Source organism: Novosphingobium sp. KCTC 2891, from assembly GCF_025938155.1.
Taxonomy (GTDB): Bacteria; Pseudomonadota; Alphaproteobacteria; order Sphingomonadales; family Sphingomonadaceae; genus Novosphingobium.
In genome coordinates this window covers 66,163-80,630 of the sequence record NZ_JAPCZG010000005.1, presented here as the reverse complement: position 1 = coordinate 80,630, position 14,468 = coordinate 66,163, and the positions used below count along the sequence as shown (strand labels likewise).

Below are 14,468 nucleotides of genomic sequence, written 5' to 3'. Positions count from 1 at the left end.
CCCATGAAGATGCTGCGCCGGTTCGGGCTGCCGGAACGGCTGCTGGCGATCCTGCTGCTGGTCGCGCTGATCGATTTCGCGACGAATTCGTTGCTGTTCGACCGTGCGAGCGCTTTCGCGCTGCGGCAGGACGACGCGGCGCGGATCGCGGAAACGCTGGTGGTGGCAAGCCGCGCCATCGAACGCACGGCACCCAAGGATCGGCCGGAGGTGGCCCGCGACCTGAGCACGCCGCGCTTTTCGATCACATGGTCAGAGCGCGACAACCGCGCCGCAGGATCGCTGGGGCTTGTCACGCTGCGCGGGCAGGTTCTCGAATTCGCGCCCGAACTGGCGCATGGCGATCTGCAACTGGGGTTGCGCTCGCTGCCCGGCGGCGGGAACGTCGCGGGATCGATGGTGCTGACGGACCGCAGCCTGCTGCGCTTCGAAACCAACGCAAGCGGCGCCTGGACGCTGAACGCCGGGCGGATCGTCAGCTACCTTTTGCCGACACTGGTGCTCGCGGTGCTCGCCTGGGCGTTGTTCCACGCCACGCTGCGGCCGCTGGAACGTCTGGTGGAAGCATCGCGCCGGGTCGGGTCGGGCGCGCCCCGGCCGCTGGACGAGGAAGGCCCGGACGAGGTTCGTCTGCTGATCCGCGCGTTCAACCAGATGCAGCAGCGCATCCACCGCTCGCTGCTGGCGCGAACCCAGTCGATGCTCGCCATTGGCCACGACCTGCGGACTCCCCTCGCCCGGTTGCAGCTGCGCCTGGAGAACGCCGTGATCGACGAGGAAACGCGCGGGGAAATGGACGGCGACATCGCCGAGATGCGCAACCTGCTGGAAAGCCTGCAAGCCTTCGTCGAAACCGGCGGCAGCCGCATCCCGCCCGAGCGGATCGACCTTGCCGCGATGGCGGCCACGCTGGTCGACACCGCGGTCGATTCCGGCCGTGACGCGACATATTCTGGCGACGATCGCCTGGAGATCATGGTCCGTTCGGTTTCTATCCGCCGGGCCCTGTCGAACCTGATCGACAACGCCCTGCACTATGGCGAACGGGTCCGTGTTTCGGTGACGCGCGCCGAGGGTGATGCGGTTGTCATGGTCGAGGATGACGGACCGGGCATTCCCGAAGGACGGCTCGACGACGTGCTGCAACCCTTCGTCCGGCTCGACAACGCGCGGTCGCGCGATACCCCCGGCATGGGGCTGGGCCTGCCCATCGTGCGCCGTGCGGTGAAGCTGGAAAACGGTTCGCTGCATCTGCTCAATCGGCCCGGCGGCGGGCTTTCCGTGATGATCCGCCTTCCCGGTGCGATCGTCTGAAATCAGCGCTTTGCAACGAAATATTTCGTTACAGGCGCGCCCGACACAGACAAGTAACGCGCCCTAGATTACGTTTGCAGTCGCGGTATTCAGCCGCGGTCGCCTGATCCCCAAGGATATAGGAGACACACTCGTGAACGAACTGATCGGCCGGGTCTTCAGCTTCGAGAAGACCGTGTTCCCCAACAGCAGCGAATTGTTCGGCAAGCTGGCCTCCGAAGGCCAGGAGCCGAAGGCGCTGATGATCTCGTGCGCGGATTCGCGCATCGTCCCCGAACAGATCATGCAGGCGCAGCCCGGCGACCTGTTCGTGTGCCGCAACGCCGGCAACATGGTGCCGTCCTACGCCACAATGAACGGCGGCGTTTCCTCCACCGTCGAATATGCCGTGGTGGCGCTGGGCGTGCGCGACATCATCGTCTGCGGCCATTCGGACTGCGGTGCGATGAAGGCACTGGCCGCCCCCGAAGCACCCGAAGGCATGCCCAACGTGGTCGCCTGGCTGCGCCACGGCGCCGCGGCGGAATACGTCGTGTCGAGCTGTTCGCCGCACCTTGAAGGAGCGGAGCGCGTGCGCGCCATCGCGCTGGAGAACGTGATCGCGCAGATCGCCCACTTGCGCACCCACCCCTCGGTCGCCGCAGCCATCGCGCGCGGCGAGATGGCGCTGCACGGCTGGTTCGTCGATATCTCTGCGGGCCAGGTGCTCGGCCTCGACGGTGACACGGGGCAGTTCGTGCCGCTGCGTGAAGACACGCCCCTGCCCGTCGCGCTGCACGCCGCCCAGCGCTTCGCGCGCGATGCCGATCTCGCGGAGGCCGCGGAATGACCACCTCCGCCACCACCGACATTACAGCGGGCAAGGGGCCGCCGGGGTTCCTGCTGCGCGATTTCACCGCCTCGATCGTCGTGTTCCTTGTCGCCATGCCGCTGTGCATGGGGATCGCGATCGCGTCCGGCGTCCCGCCCGAAAAGGGGCTGGTTACGGGCATTATCGGCGGGATCGTCGTCGGCCTGCTGGCGGGATCGCCGCTGCAGGTGAGCGGCCCGGCCGCCGGCCTTGCGGTGATCGTGTTCGAATTCGTGCGCGACAACGGCTTGTCCGCGCTCGGCCCTGTGCTGCTGCTGGCCGGCGCGATCCAGTTCGTGGCCGGCGTAGCCAAGCTGGGCGGCGTGTTCCGCGCGATCTCCCCGGCAGTGGTCCACGGTATGCTCGCCGGCATCGGCGCGCTGATCGTGGTCGGCCAGTTCCACATCCTGTTCGATGGCAAGCCACTGTCCAGCGGTCTCGAGAACCTTGCCGCGATGCCGGCGCGGGTGCTGGGGCTGTCTTCGGATATCCGCTCGACCGAAATGGCGCTGATGCTGGGCTTGCTGACGATCGCCACGATGATCGGCTGGGAAAAGCTGCGTCCGGCGAAGCTCGCGCTGGTGCCCGGTGCGCTGCTGGGCGTGGTGGCGGCGACCGTGGCCGCATCGGTGCTCTCGCTCGACGTCGCGCGCATCGTCGTGCCGGAATCGATCGCGGCGGCTTTTGCGCTGCCAAGTGGCGGGTTCTTTGCCCCGCTCGGCAATCCTGCGCTGATCGCCTCGGCGCTGGCCATCGCCTTCATCGCCAGTGCGGAAACGCTGCTGTCGGCCGCCGCGGTGGACCGGATGCATGACGGCGTCCGCACCGATTACAACAAGGAACTGCGCGCGCAGGGCGTGGGCAACCTGCTGTGCGGCGTGTTCGGTGCACTGCCGATGACGGGCGTGATCGTGCGCTCTTCGGCCAACGTGCAGGCGGGGGCAGCCACGCGGCTTTCGGCGATCCTCCACGGCGCGTGGATCCTCGGTTTCGTCGCCCTGCTGCCTTGGCTGCTGCGCGAAGTGCCGATGGCCGCACTGGGCGGCGTGCTGGTGGTGACCGGGTGGAAGCTCGTCAGCCTCAAGCATGTGCGGCACCTGTTCAAGGTCCATGGCCCCCTCCCCGCGTTGATCTGGGCGGCGACCTTCGTGCTGGTGGTCGCGACCGACCTGCTGACCGGCGTGCTCGTGGGCCTGGCGTTGTCGCTGGTCGAACTGCTGCCGCATGCGCGCAACCTGCGCCTCCATGTCGGCGAAAAGGAAACGGCCGATACCACGCGCGTCGAACTGAAGGGCGCAGCGACGTTCCTTGGGCTGGCGCGTCTCATTTCGGTGCTGGAGCGCATCCACCGCGACAAGGAAGTGCATCTCGACCTGCACGGCCTGCGGGTGATGGACCATACGACCGCGGAAACACTGGGCGAATGGCTGAACCGCCACCGCCAGCGCGGCAACAGCGTCCACGTGACCGGCCCCGATCCCATCCTCAGGCCTCTGGCCCACGCCTGAGGCGCCGGAAATACCCCCTTCCGGCACTCTGCTGGCCGGGCGGCCGTTCACCCCATGAACGCCCGCCCGGCCATTTTTTTGCATATGCGAACATGGCAACACTTCGTCATGATCAGGCAAGAGAGCGGACACGCTGCGCGCATAGAAGCGAAAGGGCCGGCGCGACGCGGCACGCCTTGTGACAGAGGCCGCGCGCTACGGACGCAGGCGGAACGGACACCCAACATCCCGGGAGGACGTTCCAACATGAAGACCCGTCTGGCCGCGCGCCGCATCACCCTTACCGCCATGACGCTCGGCATCGCGCTCGGTGCGCCCCTTGCGGCGCCCGCGTTCGCGCAGGAAGAAACCAAGCCGATCACCGTTTCGGGCAGCGCCGCGCTCGTCTCCGACTACCGCTTCCGCGGGGTGTCGCAGACCGACGAGGAAATGGCGATCCAGGGCGGGTTCACCGTCTCTCACGAAAGCGGCGCCTATGTCGGCACCTGGGCCTCGAACCTTGCGGGCTGGGGCACTTTTGGCGGTTCCAACATGGAGCTGGACATCTACGGCGGCTACAAGATCCCCGTCGGCGGCGGCACGCTCGACGTGGGCCTGACGTGGTACATGTACCCGGGCGGCGCCGACATCACCGACTTCGCCGAGCCTTACGTCAAGCTGTCCGGCACCGCCGGCCCGGTCAACCTGCTGGCGGGCGTTGCCTATGCGCCCAAGCAGGAAGCGCTTGGCCGCTGGTATCTGAGCGGCGCGTCCTATGGCACCGGCACGCCCGACAAGCCGGGCGCCAAGTCCGACAACCTCTACCTGTGGGGCGATGCCAGCGCCGGCATCCCGAACACGCCGCTGACGGTGAAGGCGCACATCGGTTATTCCGACGGCAATGCCGGACTTGGCCCCAACGGCACCAGCGTGGCGCCCACCGGCAAATACTGGGATTGGCTGATCGGCGCCGACTACGCGCTCGGTCCGCTGACGCTGGGCGTGGCTTATGTCGATACCGACATCACCACCGCGCAGTCGGCCTATCTCCAGCCCAACTTCTCCTCGACCAAGGACGGCTCCCCGATCTCCGGGGCGCAGGTGGTGTTCTCGGTGACCGCAGCCTTCTGAGCTTGACGCGACTGTCCCCCCGCCCGTGCGAGGCGGGGGGACTTTTTTCACGTTGACGGAGGCCCCGACGCACGGCACCCGGCAGGGATGAGCAGCAACGAAGCATCCCCTCCATTCGACGGCGGCTACTTGCGGCAGGTCGCCGATGGACCTTTCACCGGGTGGTGGCAGTGGCGCCCGGAAGACCCGTTCGAGGGTCTGGCCGGTCCCTTCAGCGTCAAGCGCGATGAAACGGGCCGCATCCTTTGCGGCTTCATGCCCGAGGCCAAGAGCCTCAACGGCCACGGCATGGTGCACGGCGGCTGCCTGATGACCTTTGCCGACTTCGCGCTGTTCATGATCGCGGCCGAGGATGGCGAGGTCGTCCACGGCGTGACGGTGACGATGAGTTCGGAATTCGTCAGCGGCGCACCCGCAGGCACCCCGCTGCTGGCGCAGGGCGAAATCGTCCGCAAGGGCGGCGGCCTGATCTTCGCGCGCGGAATGATCACGTGCGAGGGCCGCAATGTCCTCGCCTTTTCGGGCACGATCAAGCGCGTGAAAACGAAGTTCGTCTCGCACTGAATGCGGCGCCCCCGATGATGCGGGGACGCCGCCGGAACTTCAGGCGACCCGCTTGCCCACCATCGGGAACGTGCCGAACGCGCCGGCCTTGACCTGGCCATTGAAATCGTCGCCATCGACGGTGGCGCTGCCTTCGAGCGTCATCGGCATCGGCGAGGTAAGCTTGATCGTCCAGGTGATGCTGTTGCCATCGACCTTGCCGTCGCTGACCTCGGCGGTGCCCATCGGCCCGGAATTGCTGCCGGTGAAGGTGTCGCCGGCGACATTCACGGTGAAAGTCGATTTCTGGTCACCCATGGGGCTTTTCGTCACGCATTCGTAAGTGCCTGCAACGGACATGGCATCCTCCTTGTTATCGGCACCGATCTTGGCGCAACCGGCAGAGGTGTCAACGCCAATCCTATCGCTTGACATCATTTGGGCAGAGGGTTGACGGAACGCCCCTGCGCCATATCGTCCCCCTTCCCGCTGCCGCCCCGCGGCGGCATCAGAAAGCAGGCCAGTGAGCAACGCGGGTTCGACTTCCATTCTTCACGACGGCTTCCTGTTGCTGGGCTTCGCGCTGGCCTTCGTGCTGGTGTTCCGCCGGCTCGGACTGGGCGCGACGCTGGGCTATCTCCTGGCCGGCGCGGTGGTCGGCCCGCAGGTGCTGGGCCTGGTAGGCGAGGCCGAGCAGAAGCTGGGCATTGCCGAACTGGGCATCACGCTGCTGCTGTTCCTCGTCGGGCTGGAACTCGATCCGGCACGGCTGTGGCGAATGAAGAAGGACATTCTCGCGCTGGGCGCCTTGCAGGTCACTGCCTGCGGGCTGGCGGTGGCCGGGGTGATCTATGCGTTCACCGGGTTCAGCGGCGCCGCCGCGCTTGCGCTGGGGCTGCCGCTGGCGCTGTCGTCCACCGCGCAGGTCCTGCCGATGCTGCAATCCTCGGGCCGGCTGCGGACGCGTTTTGGCGAACGGGCGTTCTCGATCCTGCTGTTCCAGGATCTCTCGATCATTCCGCTGATCACGATCATTACCGCCATGAGCCGCAATCCGGCGGATGCAGGCGGACCACCGGGATGGCTGCTGGGCCTGGAAACGCTGGGCGCGATCGCCGGGCTGGTGCTGGCCGGGCGCTTCCTGATCCGGCCGCTGTTCCGGCTGATCGGCAATCTGGGCGAGCGCGAGATGTTCGTCGTGGCGGCGCTGTTCACGGTCATGGCCTCTGCCGCGGTGATGGAACTGCTGGGCCTCTCGACCGCGCTGGGTGCGTTCATCGCCGGGGTCATGCTGGCCGATACGCCCTATCGCCACGAACTGGAGGCCGATGTCGAGCCGTTCCGCTCGATCCTGCTGGGGCTGTTCTTCCTCGCCGTGGGGATGATGCTCGACCTTGGCGCGATTGCCCGCGACCCGGTGTTCGTCCTTTCGATGGCGGCGGCGCTGATCGCGGTGAAGGCGGGCGTGATGTTCCTGATCGCGCGGCTGTTCGGTATGCCGTGGCGCGGGGCGCTGGCGCTGGGCCTGCTGCTGAGCCAGGGCGGCGAGTTCGGCTTCGTGCTGTTCGCGCAGGCACAGCACGCGCTGCTGATCGCGCCCGAGGCGGCCAGCGTGTTTGGCGCGGTGGTCACGCTGTCGATGGCGACCACGCCGTTCCTGATGATGGCCACGCGGCGCTTCCGCGAAGCCCCAGCCGACGCCGATCAGGAACGCGAAGGCCCGACCGGGGAGCGCGCAGGCGCCCTGATCGTGGGCTATGGTCGCTTCGGCCAGACCGTCGGCCAGATGATGTTGGCCAGCGACATAGCGGTGACGCTGATCGACACCGACGTGGAGATGATCGACGTTGCCGGGCAGTTCGGGGCCAAGGTCTATTTCGGCGACGGCACGCGCGTGGACATGCTGCGCCAGGCAGGCGCGGCCGAGGCCGAGATGATCCTGTTCTGTCTCGACGGCGACCAGCTTGGCGCCGACCTGATCGAAGCGGTGCACGAGGCTTTCCCGCAGGCCGCGATCTACGTCCGCGCCTATGATCGGCGCGCGCTGGTGCGCCTGCGCGATGCGCCGACCACGCTGGTGGTGCGCGAGGTGATGGAATCGGCGGTGGTCATGGCCCGCGCGGCGCTCGACGGCTTCGGGCTGAACCAGGAAGCGATCAATCGCGCCGAGGACTTCTTCCGCGCGCGGGACCGCGAGCGGCTCGACCTTCAGATCGCCGCCGGCGATGTGCGCGCCGCGCGCGACCGGATCATCACGGAAGTGAACGAGACGTAGCAGCCGGCCGGCAAGGACGGCTGACGCTTATCCGGCCTTCCACCACGGCGGCGCGTCGCTGACGCCCTCCAGCGCCCGGCCCGCGCCCCTGAGCAAGCGGCGCTGCTTCGTTTCATCGAGCGCGACCATGCCTTCCAGTCGCTCGGCCAGGCGGGCGGCCGTGATCTTGTCCGGCCCGGTGAACAGATCCGGATGCCGCGCCTGCATCATCGCCGCATCGTTCAATTCGCCCAGGCTGTCCTGCAAGCGACGGAGATCGCGTGCAAAACGATGCCGATCCTTGATCGTGTCCCGGGCGTGGAACAGCGGGGCGAAGAATTCGGACGCATAGCGCAGCTTCTTCGCGCTGATACGCAGCCGGTGCCGCTCCGCCACCGTCAATCGCGCCAGACGGCGGCCTGCCTTGCGCAGCCTGCGCCGCCGCCGCGCCAGCAAGTGCGCCGCGAAGCGCTGAAGATTCGCCGTGCCGCCCGTCTCTTGGGCACGGGCCAGCCACGCGCCGTCCTCGATCCATGCGGCGAGCGCGAACAGCATTTCCTGGAACGGCGCGCTGGCCACCAACTCCTGCGCGGACCGGGTCGCGGCATCGCGCCGGGCACCAAGCGCAGCCAGAACTTCAGCCGTCTCCGCGTCATCCGCGCAGGCGGTAGTGCGGTCCAGCAGCACGTGCAGATCCCGCGCCTCCCCCAGAACGCCCGATACGGCTTTCATTTCGGCCCGCAGGGCGGGTGCGGCCTCGTCGCCCACGACCTTGCCGAACAGGCTGCAAGCCGCGCGCAGACGCCGCAGCGCCACGCGCGATTGGTGGACGGCTTCGGCATCGCCGGAAGCAATCACCGCCGGATAGTTGGCGATGAGGTGTTCGAGGCAATTCCACGCGATCGTGCGGAAACCCCGGGCCACGTCCATCGCGGACGTGACCGGAGGCACCGTCGCGGTTGATGCTGCAGCACTGCCGGGCGCGACCCATTGCAATTCCGGACCGATCGGCAGGGCGCGTGCCAATGCGATGAGGTCCGATGGGCGGCCTTCGACCAGTTCCAGTTTCAGCTCGCAAGTGGCGGAGGATCCGCAGCTCACGTCGATGGTCGATCCGGCGGAATGGATGCGCCGCCTGTCCAGCCCGGCGGCCTCGCCCGAGCCCGCCAGACGGGGATATGCCCGCAGTGCGGTGAGCATCGCGCCTGTCGCCGCGAACGTGATTTTGGTCCTGCCCGGCCCTGCTGCCATTCCTGCCTCCGCCGCGCGCCGGCCCAACCGGACTCCCAGCCACGGCACGATAGGACTTTGCGGCCACGCGTCCATCACCCGTTCGCGCTCGTTGCGGGCGAAAAAGAAGGGCCGACGGATCGCTCCGCCGGCCCTTTCGAGTGCCCGGACAGCCGGGGTGGATGCTTAGAACGTGGTCTTGACCGTGAAGCCCCAGGTGCGCGGGTCACCGGGCTGGCCCACGATCAGGCCGGTGTTGCCCGAGGCAACGGCGAGCTGTTCGTAGTATTGCACGTCGAATGCGTTGCGGACCCAGCCGTAGATGTCAAACCCGGCATCTGTGCGGAAGCCGAGGCGGAAGTTCGACAGGGCATAGCCATCGACCTGGGTATAGGCCGAAGGCGACGGGTTGGACGAGAACGCCGAGCGGTAGTTGCCGTCGAAGCCGACATAGACGAGGCCATCCTTGCCCAGCAGCGAGACCGGCGCATTGGCCTCCGCGCCGTAGGAGAACGACCACTTCGACACGCCGGGAAGGCGCTGGCCCGAAATGTCGCACGATTCCGGGCTGAGGCCGCCGGGAACCCCGGCCGCGCCAGCGGTCTGGCCGGCGGCGACGGTGGTGCCGCCCGACAATTCCGGCGGGCACGGCGCATCGACGAACTTGCGATACTTGGCGTCGGTGTAGGCACCGTTGCCATAGACGTTGAAGCGCTCGCTCGGACGCGCCGAGAAGTCGACCTCGACGCCCTGCGTGCGGACCTTTTCGGCATTGGCGAGGTAACCGCGCAGCACGCCGAGCGAGCCGTTGGTGACCTGCGCCTGATAGTTGCCGATGTCGGTGCGGAAGATCGACAGGTTCAGCGTGGCCTTGCGGTCCCAGAACTGGGTCTTGATGCCCGCTTCATAGTGATTGACCGATTCCGGCTTCACCGTGGCGGCCACCAGCAGCGGCACGCCCGCAGTATCGGCCGGCACGCCGTTGAGGTTCACGCCGCCCGACTTGAAGGTCTTGGCGTAGGTCGCATAGGCGTGAATGTCGGACGACAGATCGTATGAGGCGGTGACGTCGTACGAGAAGTTCCAGTCGGAGAACTTCACGTTGAACGCCTGCGGCGCCAGCACCGCGAGCTGGGCCTTTTCGATCGACGTGTTGCCGCCCTGCGCCGCGGTCTTGAACACCACGAGCTGGCCCGCGCCGTTGGTGACGACCGAATTGTAGTCGCCGACCTTCTTGTCGTAGTTCACGCGGAAGCCCGGCTGGATCGAGAACGCGTCGGTCACCTTGTAGGTGAACTGGCCGAACAGCGCTGCGCTGGTGTTCTTCAGGCTGATGTCGTTGGTAGCGGTGAGGCCGTTCAGAACTGCCGGGTTCTTCGACAGCGGATCGGACGGCCTGATCAGCCAGGCCGAAGCCGCCGGTCCCTGCTGCTGGATGCCGTTGGTGCGGACCTTCTGGTAGAAGCCGAACGCGCCCAGCACATAGCCGAGACGGCCGGTTTCCCCGGTAAGGCGGAACTCCTGCGTGTACTGGTCCTGCTTCGACGGGTTGTTCGACTTGGTGGTGATCGGCAGGCCGAGGAAGTCACGGTCGTTCGACGGGTTCCAGTCCCAGAAGCGCCATGCGGTGATCGAGGTGAACGTGCCGATGTCGGTATCGATCTTGGCGCGCAGCGAGACGCCGCCGATCTTGTTCTTTGCTGCGAGCGGCACGTCCACGTCGGTCAGCCGGTCGAACGCATTGGTGCTGGGCACGGCATAGCCCTGGGCAGCGGCAAGCGCGGCATACTGGCGGTCGAGCGAGCGCTGGGTGGAACCGGTCCGCACATAGACCTGGACGCAGCACGAGGGATCCTGCCGGCTGAAATCGCCCGCGAGCGTGAAGCTGGCCTTGTCGTTGGGCTGGAACAGCAGCTGGCCGCGCAGGCCCAGGTTGTCCTGCTCGTTCACCTTCTGCCCGTTGGCGACGTTGGTGATCGTGCCGTCGCGGTGCGTGGTCGACAGCGCAAGGCGTGCGGCGAGCTTGTCCGACAGCGGGCCGGAGACGGCGGCCTTCGCCTGCTTGAAGCCGAGGTTGCCTACCGAGACTTCAGCGCGGCCTTCGAAATCGAACGTGGGCTGGCGCGTGGTGATGTTGATCGCGCCGGCGGTGGTGTTCTTGCCATAGAGCGTGCCCTGCGGACCGCGCAGGACTTCGATCTGCGCAACGTCGAGGAAGTCGAACGTGCTGGAGGCGACGCGGGCGAAATAGACGTCGTCGACGTAGATGCCCACGCCCTGTTCGATGCCGTCGTTGGTCAGGCCGAGCGGCGCGCCGATACCGCGGATGTTGACCGAGGTGTTGCGCGGGTTCGAGCTGTAGAACTGGAGCGTCGGGGTCAGCTGCTGGAGGCGGCCGACGTTGAAGCTGCCGGTGGAATCGATGTGATCCCCGCCGACCACCGAGATCGCCAGCGGCACGTCTTGCGCCGTTTCCTGGCGGCGGCGGGCGGTGACGAGGATGGTGTCGCTGTCGGACTGGCCGGTGCCGACAGACGTGGTCTGATCGGCATCGGCAACCGGCGCGTCAGCGGCGAAGGCGGGAACGGAAACGGCGAGCAGCGCAGCGGGCGCAGCCCCCGCAAGCAGGAGGACACGGGACATCTTGAGTGATCCTTCAGGTCAGGGTCACGACGCCTCCAGTGGTCCGGTTGGCAGTGTGAACTATGGTGTTGTTGAAAAGGGGGGCCGCAATGGCGGCCGGTTCAGTTGGGCTTGAAGCGCTTCTTCTCGGTGACGTCGATCTGCACCACGCGGCCTTCGTGGACGGTCAGCGAGACGTTGCCGTAGCGGAGGCCGGCAAGGGCTTCGCGCACACTGGCGAGGGACTCGTCCAGGTGGCGCTCGGCCTCGTTGCGGGGCGCAGCGGGGGAGGTGTTCATGGCTGTGCTCCTTGGGTCGAGAGTGGGGGCGGAGTGAGAGTCTGACATCAGTCTTTCTCGGGATTGAACAGGCGGGAACGGCGGGGACGGATCAGGATGGTGTCCCCCGGCGAAGGCTGCGGGAACCCGGCATCGACGTCGAATTCGACGACCAGGCCGGCTTCGGCGAGCACGCCTTCGACGCGCCACCAGCCGCCCTTGCGGAACACGTTGTCCACCAGCACCGCCTCACCGCCTTCGGTGACGACATCGACATCGTGCGGCCGGAAGTGGATTTCGCCGTCATTGCCGGCGATGCGGTTCGTTTCGCCGACGAAGTGCGACACGAACGGCGTGGCCGGGTTCATGTAGATTTCCTCAGGCGTGCCGATCTGCTCGATCTTGCCGTGGTCCATGACCACGACGCGGTCGGCCAGTTCCAGCGCCTCTTCCTGATCGTGTGTGACGAAGATCGAGGTCAGGCCCATCTGCTTGTGCAGATCGCGCAGCCAGCGGCGCAGATCCTTGCGGACCTTGGCATCGAGTGCGCCGAACGGCTCGTCGAGCAGCAGCAGCTTTGGCTCGATGGCGAGCGCTCGGGCGAGCGCGACACGCTGGCGCTGGCCGCCCGAAAGCTGGCCCGGATAGCGCTGTCCCAGCCCTTCGAGCTGGACCAGCCGCAGCAGTTCCTCGGCCCGCTCCTTGATCGCCGCCTTCGACGGACGGTCGCGGCGCTTCTTCACGGTGAGGCCGAACGCAACGTTCTCGGCCACGGTCATGTGGCGGAACAGCGCGTATTGCTGGAACACGAAGCCGACCTGCCGGTCCGCGACCTTCTTGGTGGAGACGTCGTCGCCATTGAAGAAAACCTCGCCACTGTCCTGGAATTCAAGTCCGGCAATGATGCGCAGCAAAGTGGTCTTGCCCGAACCGGACGGCCCCAGCAGCGCGATGAATTCGCCGTCCTCGATCTCCAGATCGATGCCGTGAAGCGCGGCGTAGTCGCCAAAGCGCTTGGTGATGTTCTGGACCTTGATCAATGGGAAGCTCCCGAGTGGAGGTCGAAGCGCCATTCGAGCACGCTCTTGGCGACGAGCGTCACCAGGGCGAGACAAGCCAGCAGCGAGGCCACGGCGAAGGCTCCGACAAAGTCGTATTCGTTGTAGAGGATCTCGACGTGCAGCGGCATCGTGTTGGTCTCGCCCCGGATGTGACCGGAGACGACCGAGACCGCGCCGAATTCGCCCATCGCGCGGGCGTTGCACAGCAGCACGCCGTAGAGCAGGCCCCAGCGGATGTTCGGCAAGGTGACGTGCCAGAACGTCTGCCAGCCATTGGCGCCCAGCGAGAGCGCAGCTTCCTCGTCGTCCTTGCCCTGTTCCATCATCAGCGGGATCAGTTCGCGCGCCACGAACGGGAACGTGATGAACACCGTTGCCAGCACGATGCCCGGCACCGCGAAGATGATCTTCAGGTCATGCGCCTGCAGCCACGCGCCGAACAGCCCGTTGGCGCCGAACAGCAGCACGAAGATCAGGCCCGAGACGACCGGCGAAACCGAGAACGGCAAGTCGATCAACGTGATCAGCAGGCTCTTGCCCGGAAAGCTGAACTTGGTGATGGCCCAGCTCGCAGCAATGCCGAAGACGACATTGAGCGGAACGCTGATCGCGGCGATCATCAGGGTGAGCTTGATCGCAGCCCAGGCATCGGGCGTTTCGATCGCGGCGATGAAGGCCCCTGCCCCCTGCTTCAGCGCCTCGCTGAACACCGCGACAAGCGGCAGCAGCAGGAAGAAGCCCAGGAACGCGAGCGCGATGGCGATGAGGGCGAACTGGGTCAGCCGCCCTTCGGTGGTGGCGCGCAGCTTCATGCCCCCATCCTCTTGCGGCCAGCCGCCTGCACCGCATTGATGCCCAGCAGGATGGTGAACGAGACGAGCATCATCACCACGGCAATCGCGGTCGCGCCTTCATAGGCATACTGTTCCAGCTGGGTGACGATCAGCAGCGGCGCGATCTCCGTCTTGCCGGGCATGTTGCCCGAGATGAAGATCACAGAGCCGTATTCACCGACGCCGCGCGCGAAGGCCATGGCGAAGCCGGTGAGCAGCGCCGGGGCGATGGCGGGAAAGATCACGCGCAGGAAGGTCTGCGAGCGGGTCGCGCCCAGGGTGGCGGCGGCTTCCTCCACATCCTTGCCCAGATCGGCCAGCACCGGCTCCACCGAGCGAACCACGAAAGGCAGGCCGATGAACACCAGCGCAATGGTGATGCCAAGCGGCGTGAAGGCCACCTTGATCCCCAGGGGATCGAGGAACTGCCCGACCCAGCCGTTCGGCGCATAAAGCGCGGTGAGCGCGATGCCGGCCACCGCAGTGGGCAGCGCGAACGGCAGGTCGACCAGTGCGGAGATGATGGCCTTGCCGGGAAAGACATAGCGCACCAGCACCCAGGCGACGAGCAGCCCGAACACCGCGTTGACCAGGCCTGCCGCCGCGGCGGTGCCGAAGCTGAGGCGATAGGCGGAAAGCGCGCGCGAGGAGAAGCCGACTTCCAGGAAGTGGCTCCAGCCCATGCCGGCCGCCTTGAGGAAGATCGCCGCGATCGGGATCAGCACGATCAGCGAAAGCCAGCCGAGCGTGAACCCGAAGGTCAGCCCGAAGCCGGGCAGCACGGATGGCTTGCGCCAGCGCCGGGCCGCACGCGGCGGGGATAGGGTTGTCGTCGACATCTGCAGTGGCCTGCTCGAATCCGGAG

The 14,468-nt window shown here is 66.7% G+C and carries 13 protein-coding genes; 6 read left to right on the top strand and 7 right to left on the bottom strand.

Translation table 11 applies throughout. From position 1 onward, the window contains the following. Positions 1-3 precede the first annotated feature (3 nt). From OLX02_RS11350 to OLX02_RS11330, 5 genes are all read left to right on the top strand, one after another. Positions 4-1,314: an ATP-binding protein gene (locus tag OLX02_RS11350; protein ID WP_264422900.1), complete on the top strand. Its 1,311-nt coding sequence runs from the start codon at positions 4-6 to the stop codon at positions 1,312-1,314. Between the two features lie 133 nt (positions 1,315-1,447). Continuing rightward, the gene (locus tag OLX02_RS11345; RefSeq protein ID WP_264422897.1) at positions 1,448-2,143 is read left to right on the top strand and encodes a carbonic anhydrase; all 696 of its coding nucleotides are present in this window, start codon (positions 1,448-1,450) and stop codon (positions 2,141-2,143) included. Then, complete coding sequence (locus OLX02_RS11340) at positions 2,140-3,672, top strand: SulP family inorganic anion transporter (RefSeq protein WP_264422895.1); 1,533 nt, start codon at positions 2,140-2,142, stop codon at positions 3,670-3,672. The genes OLX02_RS11345 and OLX02_RS11340 overlap by 4 nt, the downstream gene beginning before the upstream one ends. Positions 3,673-3,918: 246 nt before the next feature. After that, complete coding sequence (locus OLX02_RS11335) at positions 3,919-4,782, top strand: TorF family putative porin (RefSeq protein ID WP_413630195.1); 864 nt, start codon at positions 3,919-3,921, stop codon at positions 4,780-4,782. Positions 4,783-4,869: 87 nt separating this feature from the next. Beyond that, the gene (locus tag OLX02_RS11330) at positions 4,870-5,346 is read left to right on the top strand and encodes a PaaI family thioesterase (protein WP_264422893.1); all 477 of its coding nucleotides are present in this window, start codon (positions 4,870-4,872) and stop codon (positions 5,344-5,346) included. Positions 5,347-5,385: 39 nt separating this feature from the next. Here the strand turns inward: OLX02_RS11330 and OLX02_RS11325 are convergent, their stop codons facing one another. Continuing rightward, a complete protein-coding gene (locus tag OLX02_RS11325; RefSeq protein WP_264422891.1) occupies positions 5,386-5,685 on the bottom strand; it encodes a hypothetical protein in 300 nt (99 codons plus the stop codon). Positions 5,686-5,848: 163 nt separating this feature from the next. On the opposite strand from OLX02_RS11325, the gene OLX02_RS11320 reads away from it, so the two are divergent. Next, positions 5,849-7,600 (top strand): cation:proton antiporter, encoded by a 1,752-nt coding sequence (locus tag OLX02_RS11320; RefSeq protein WP_264422889.1) that lies wholly within the window; start codon positions 5,849-5,851, stop codon positions 7,598-7,600. Between the two features lie 27 nt (positions 7,601-7,627). On the opposite strand, the gene OLX02_RS11315 is transcribed toward OLX02_RS11320, so the two are convergent. The 6 genes from OLX02_RS11315 to cysT form a co-directional block, all read right to left on the bottom strand. Next, on the bottom strand, positions 7,628-8,830 hold the full coding sequence (locus tag OLX02_RS11315; protein WP_264422887.1) for a CHAD domain-containing protein: 1,203 nt from the start codon (positions 8,828-8,830) through the stop codon (positions 7,628-7,630). 165 nt (positions 8,831-8,995) lie between these two features. Then, the gene (locus tag OLX02_RS11310; RefSeq protein WP_264422885.1) at positions 8,996-11,452 is read right to left on the bottom strand and encodes a TonB-dependent receptor; all 2,457 of its coding nucleotides are present in this window, start codon (positions 11,450-11,452) and stop codon (positions 8,996-8,998) included. A 101-nt stretch (positions 11,453-11,553) separates the two neighbouring features. Beyond that, entirely contained in the window at positions 11,554-11,730 is a 177-nt protein-coding gene (locus tag OLX02_RS11305) for a YezD family protein (protein WP_264422883.1), read from the bottom strand. A 47-nt stretch (positions 11,731-11,777) separates the two neighbouring features. Beyond that, positions 11,778-12,749 (bottom strand): sulfate/molybdate ABC transporter ATP-binding protein, encoded by a 972-nt coding sequence (locus OLX02_RS11300; protein WP_264422881.1) that lies wholly within the window; start codon positions 12,747-12,749, stop codon positions 11,778-11,780. Then, positions 12,746-13,582: a sulfate ABC transporter permease subunit CysW gene (gene cysW / locus OLX02_RS11295; RefSeq protein ID WP_264422879.1), complete on the bottom strand. Its 837-nt coding sequence runs from the start codon at positions 13,580-13,582 to the stop codon at positions 12,746-12,748. Before cysW ends, OLX02_RS11300 begins: the two co-directional genes overlap by 4 nt. Continuing rightward, positions 13,579-14,442, bottom strand: coding sequence for a sulfate ABC transporter permease subunit CysT (cysT, locus tag OLX02_RS11290; protein WP_264422877.1), 864 nt, complete (start codon positions 14,440-14,442; stop codon positions 13,579-13,581). Before cysT ends, cysW begins: the two co-directional genes overlap by 4 nt. Positions 14,443-14,468: the final 26 nt, after the last annotated feature.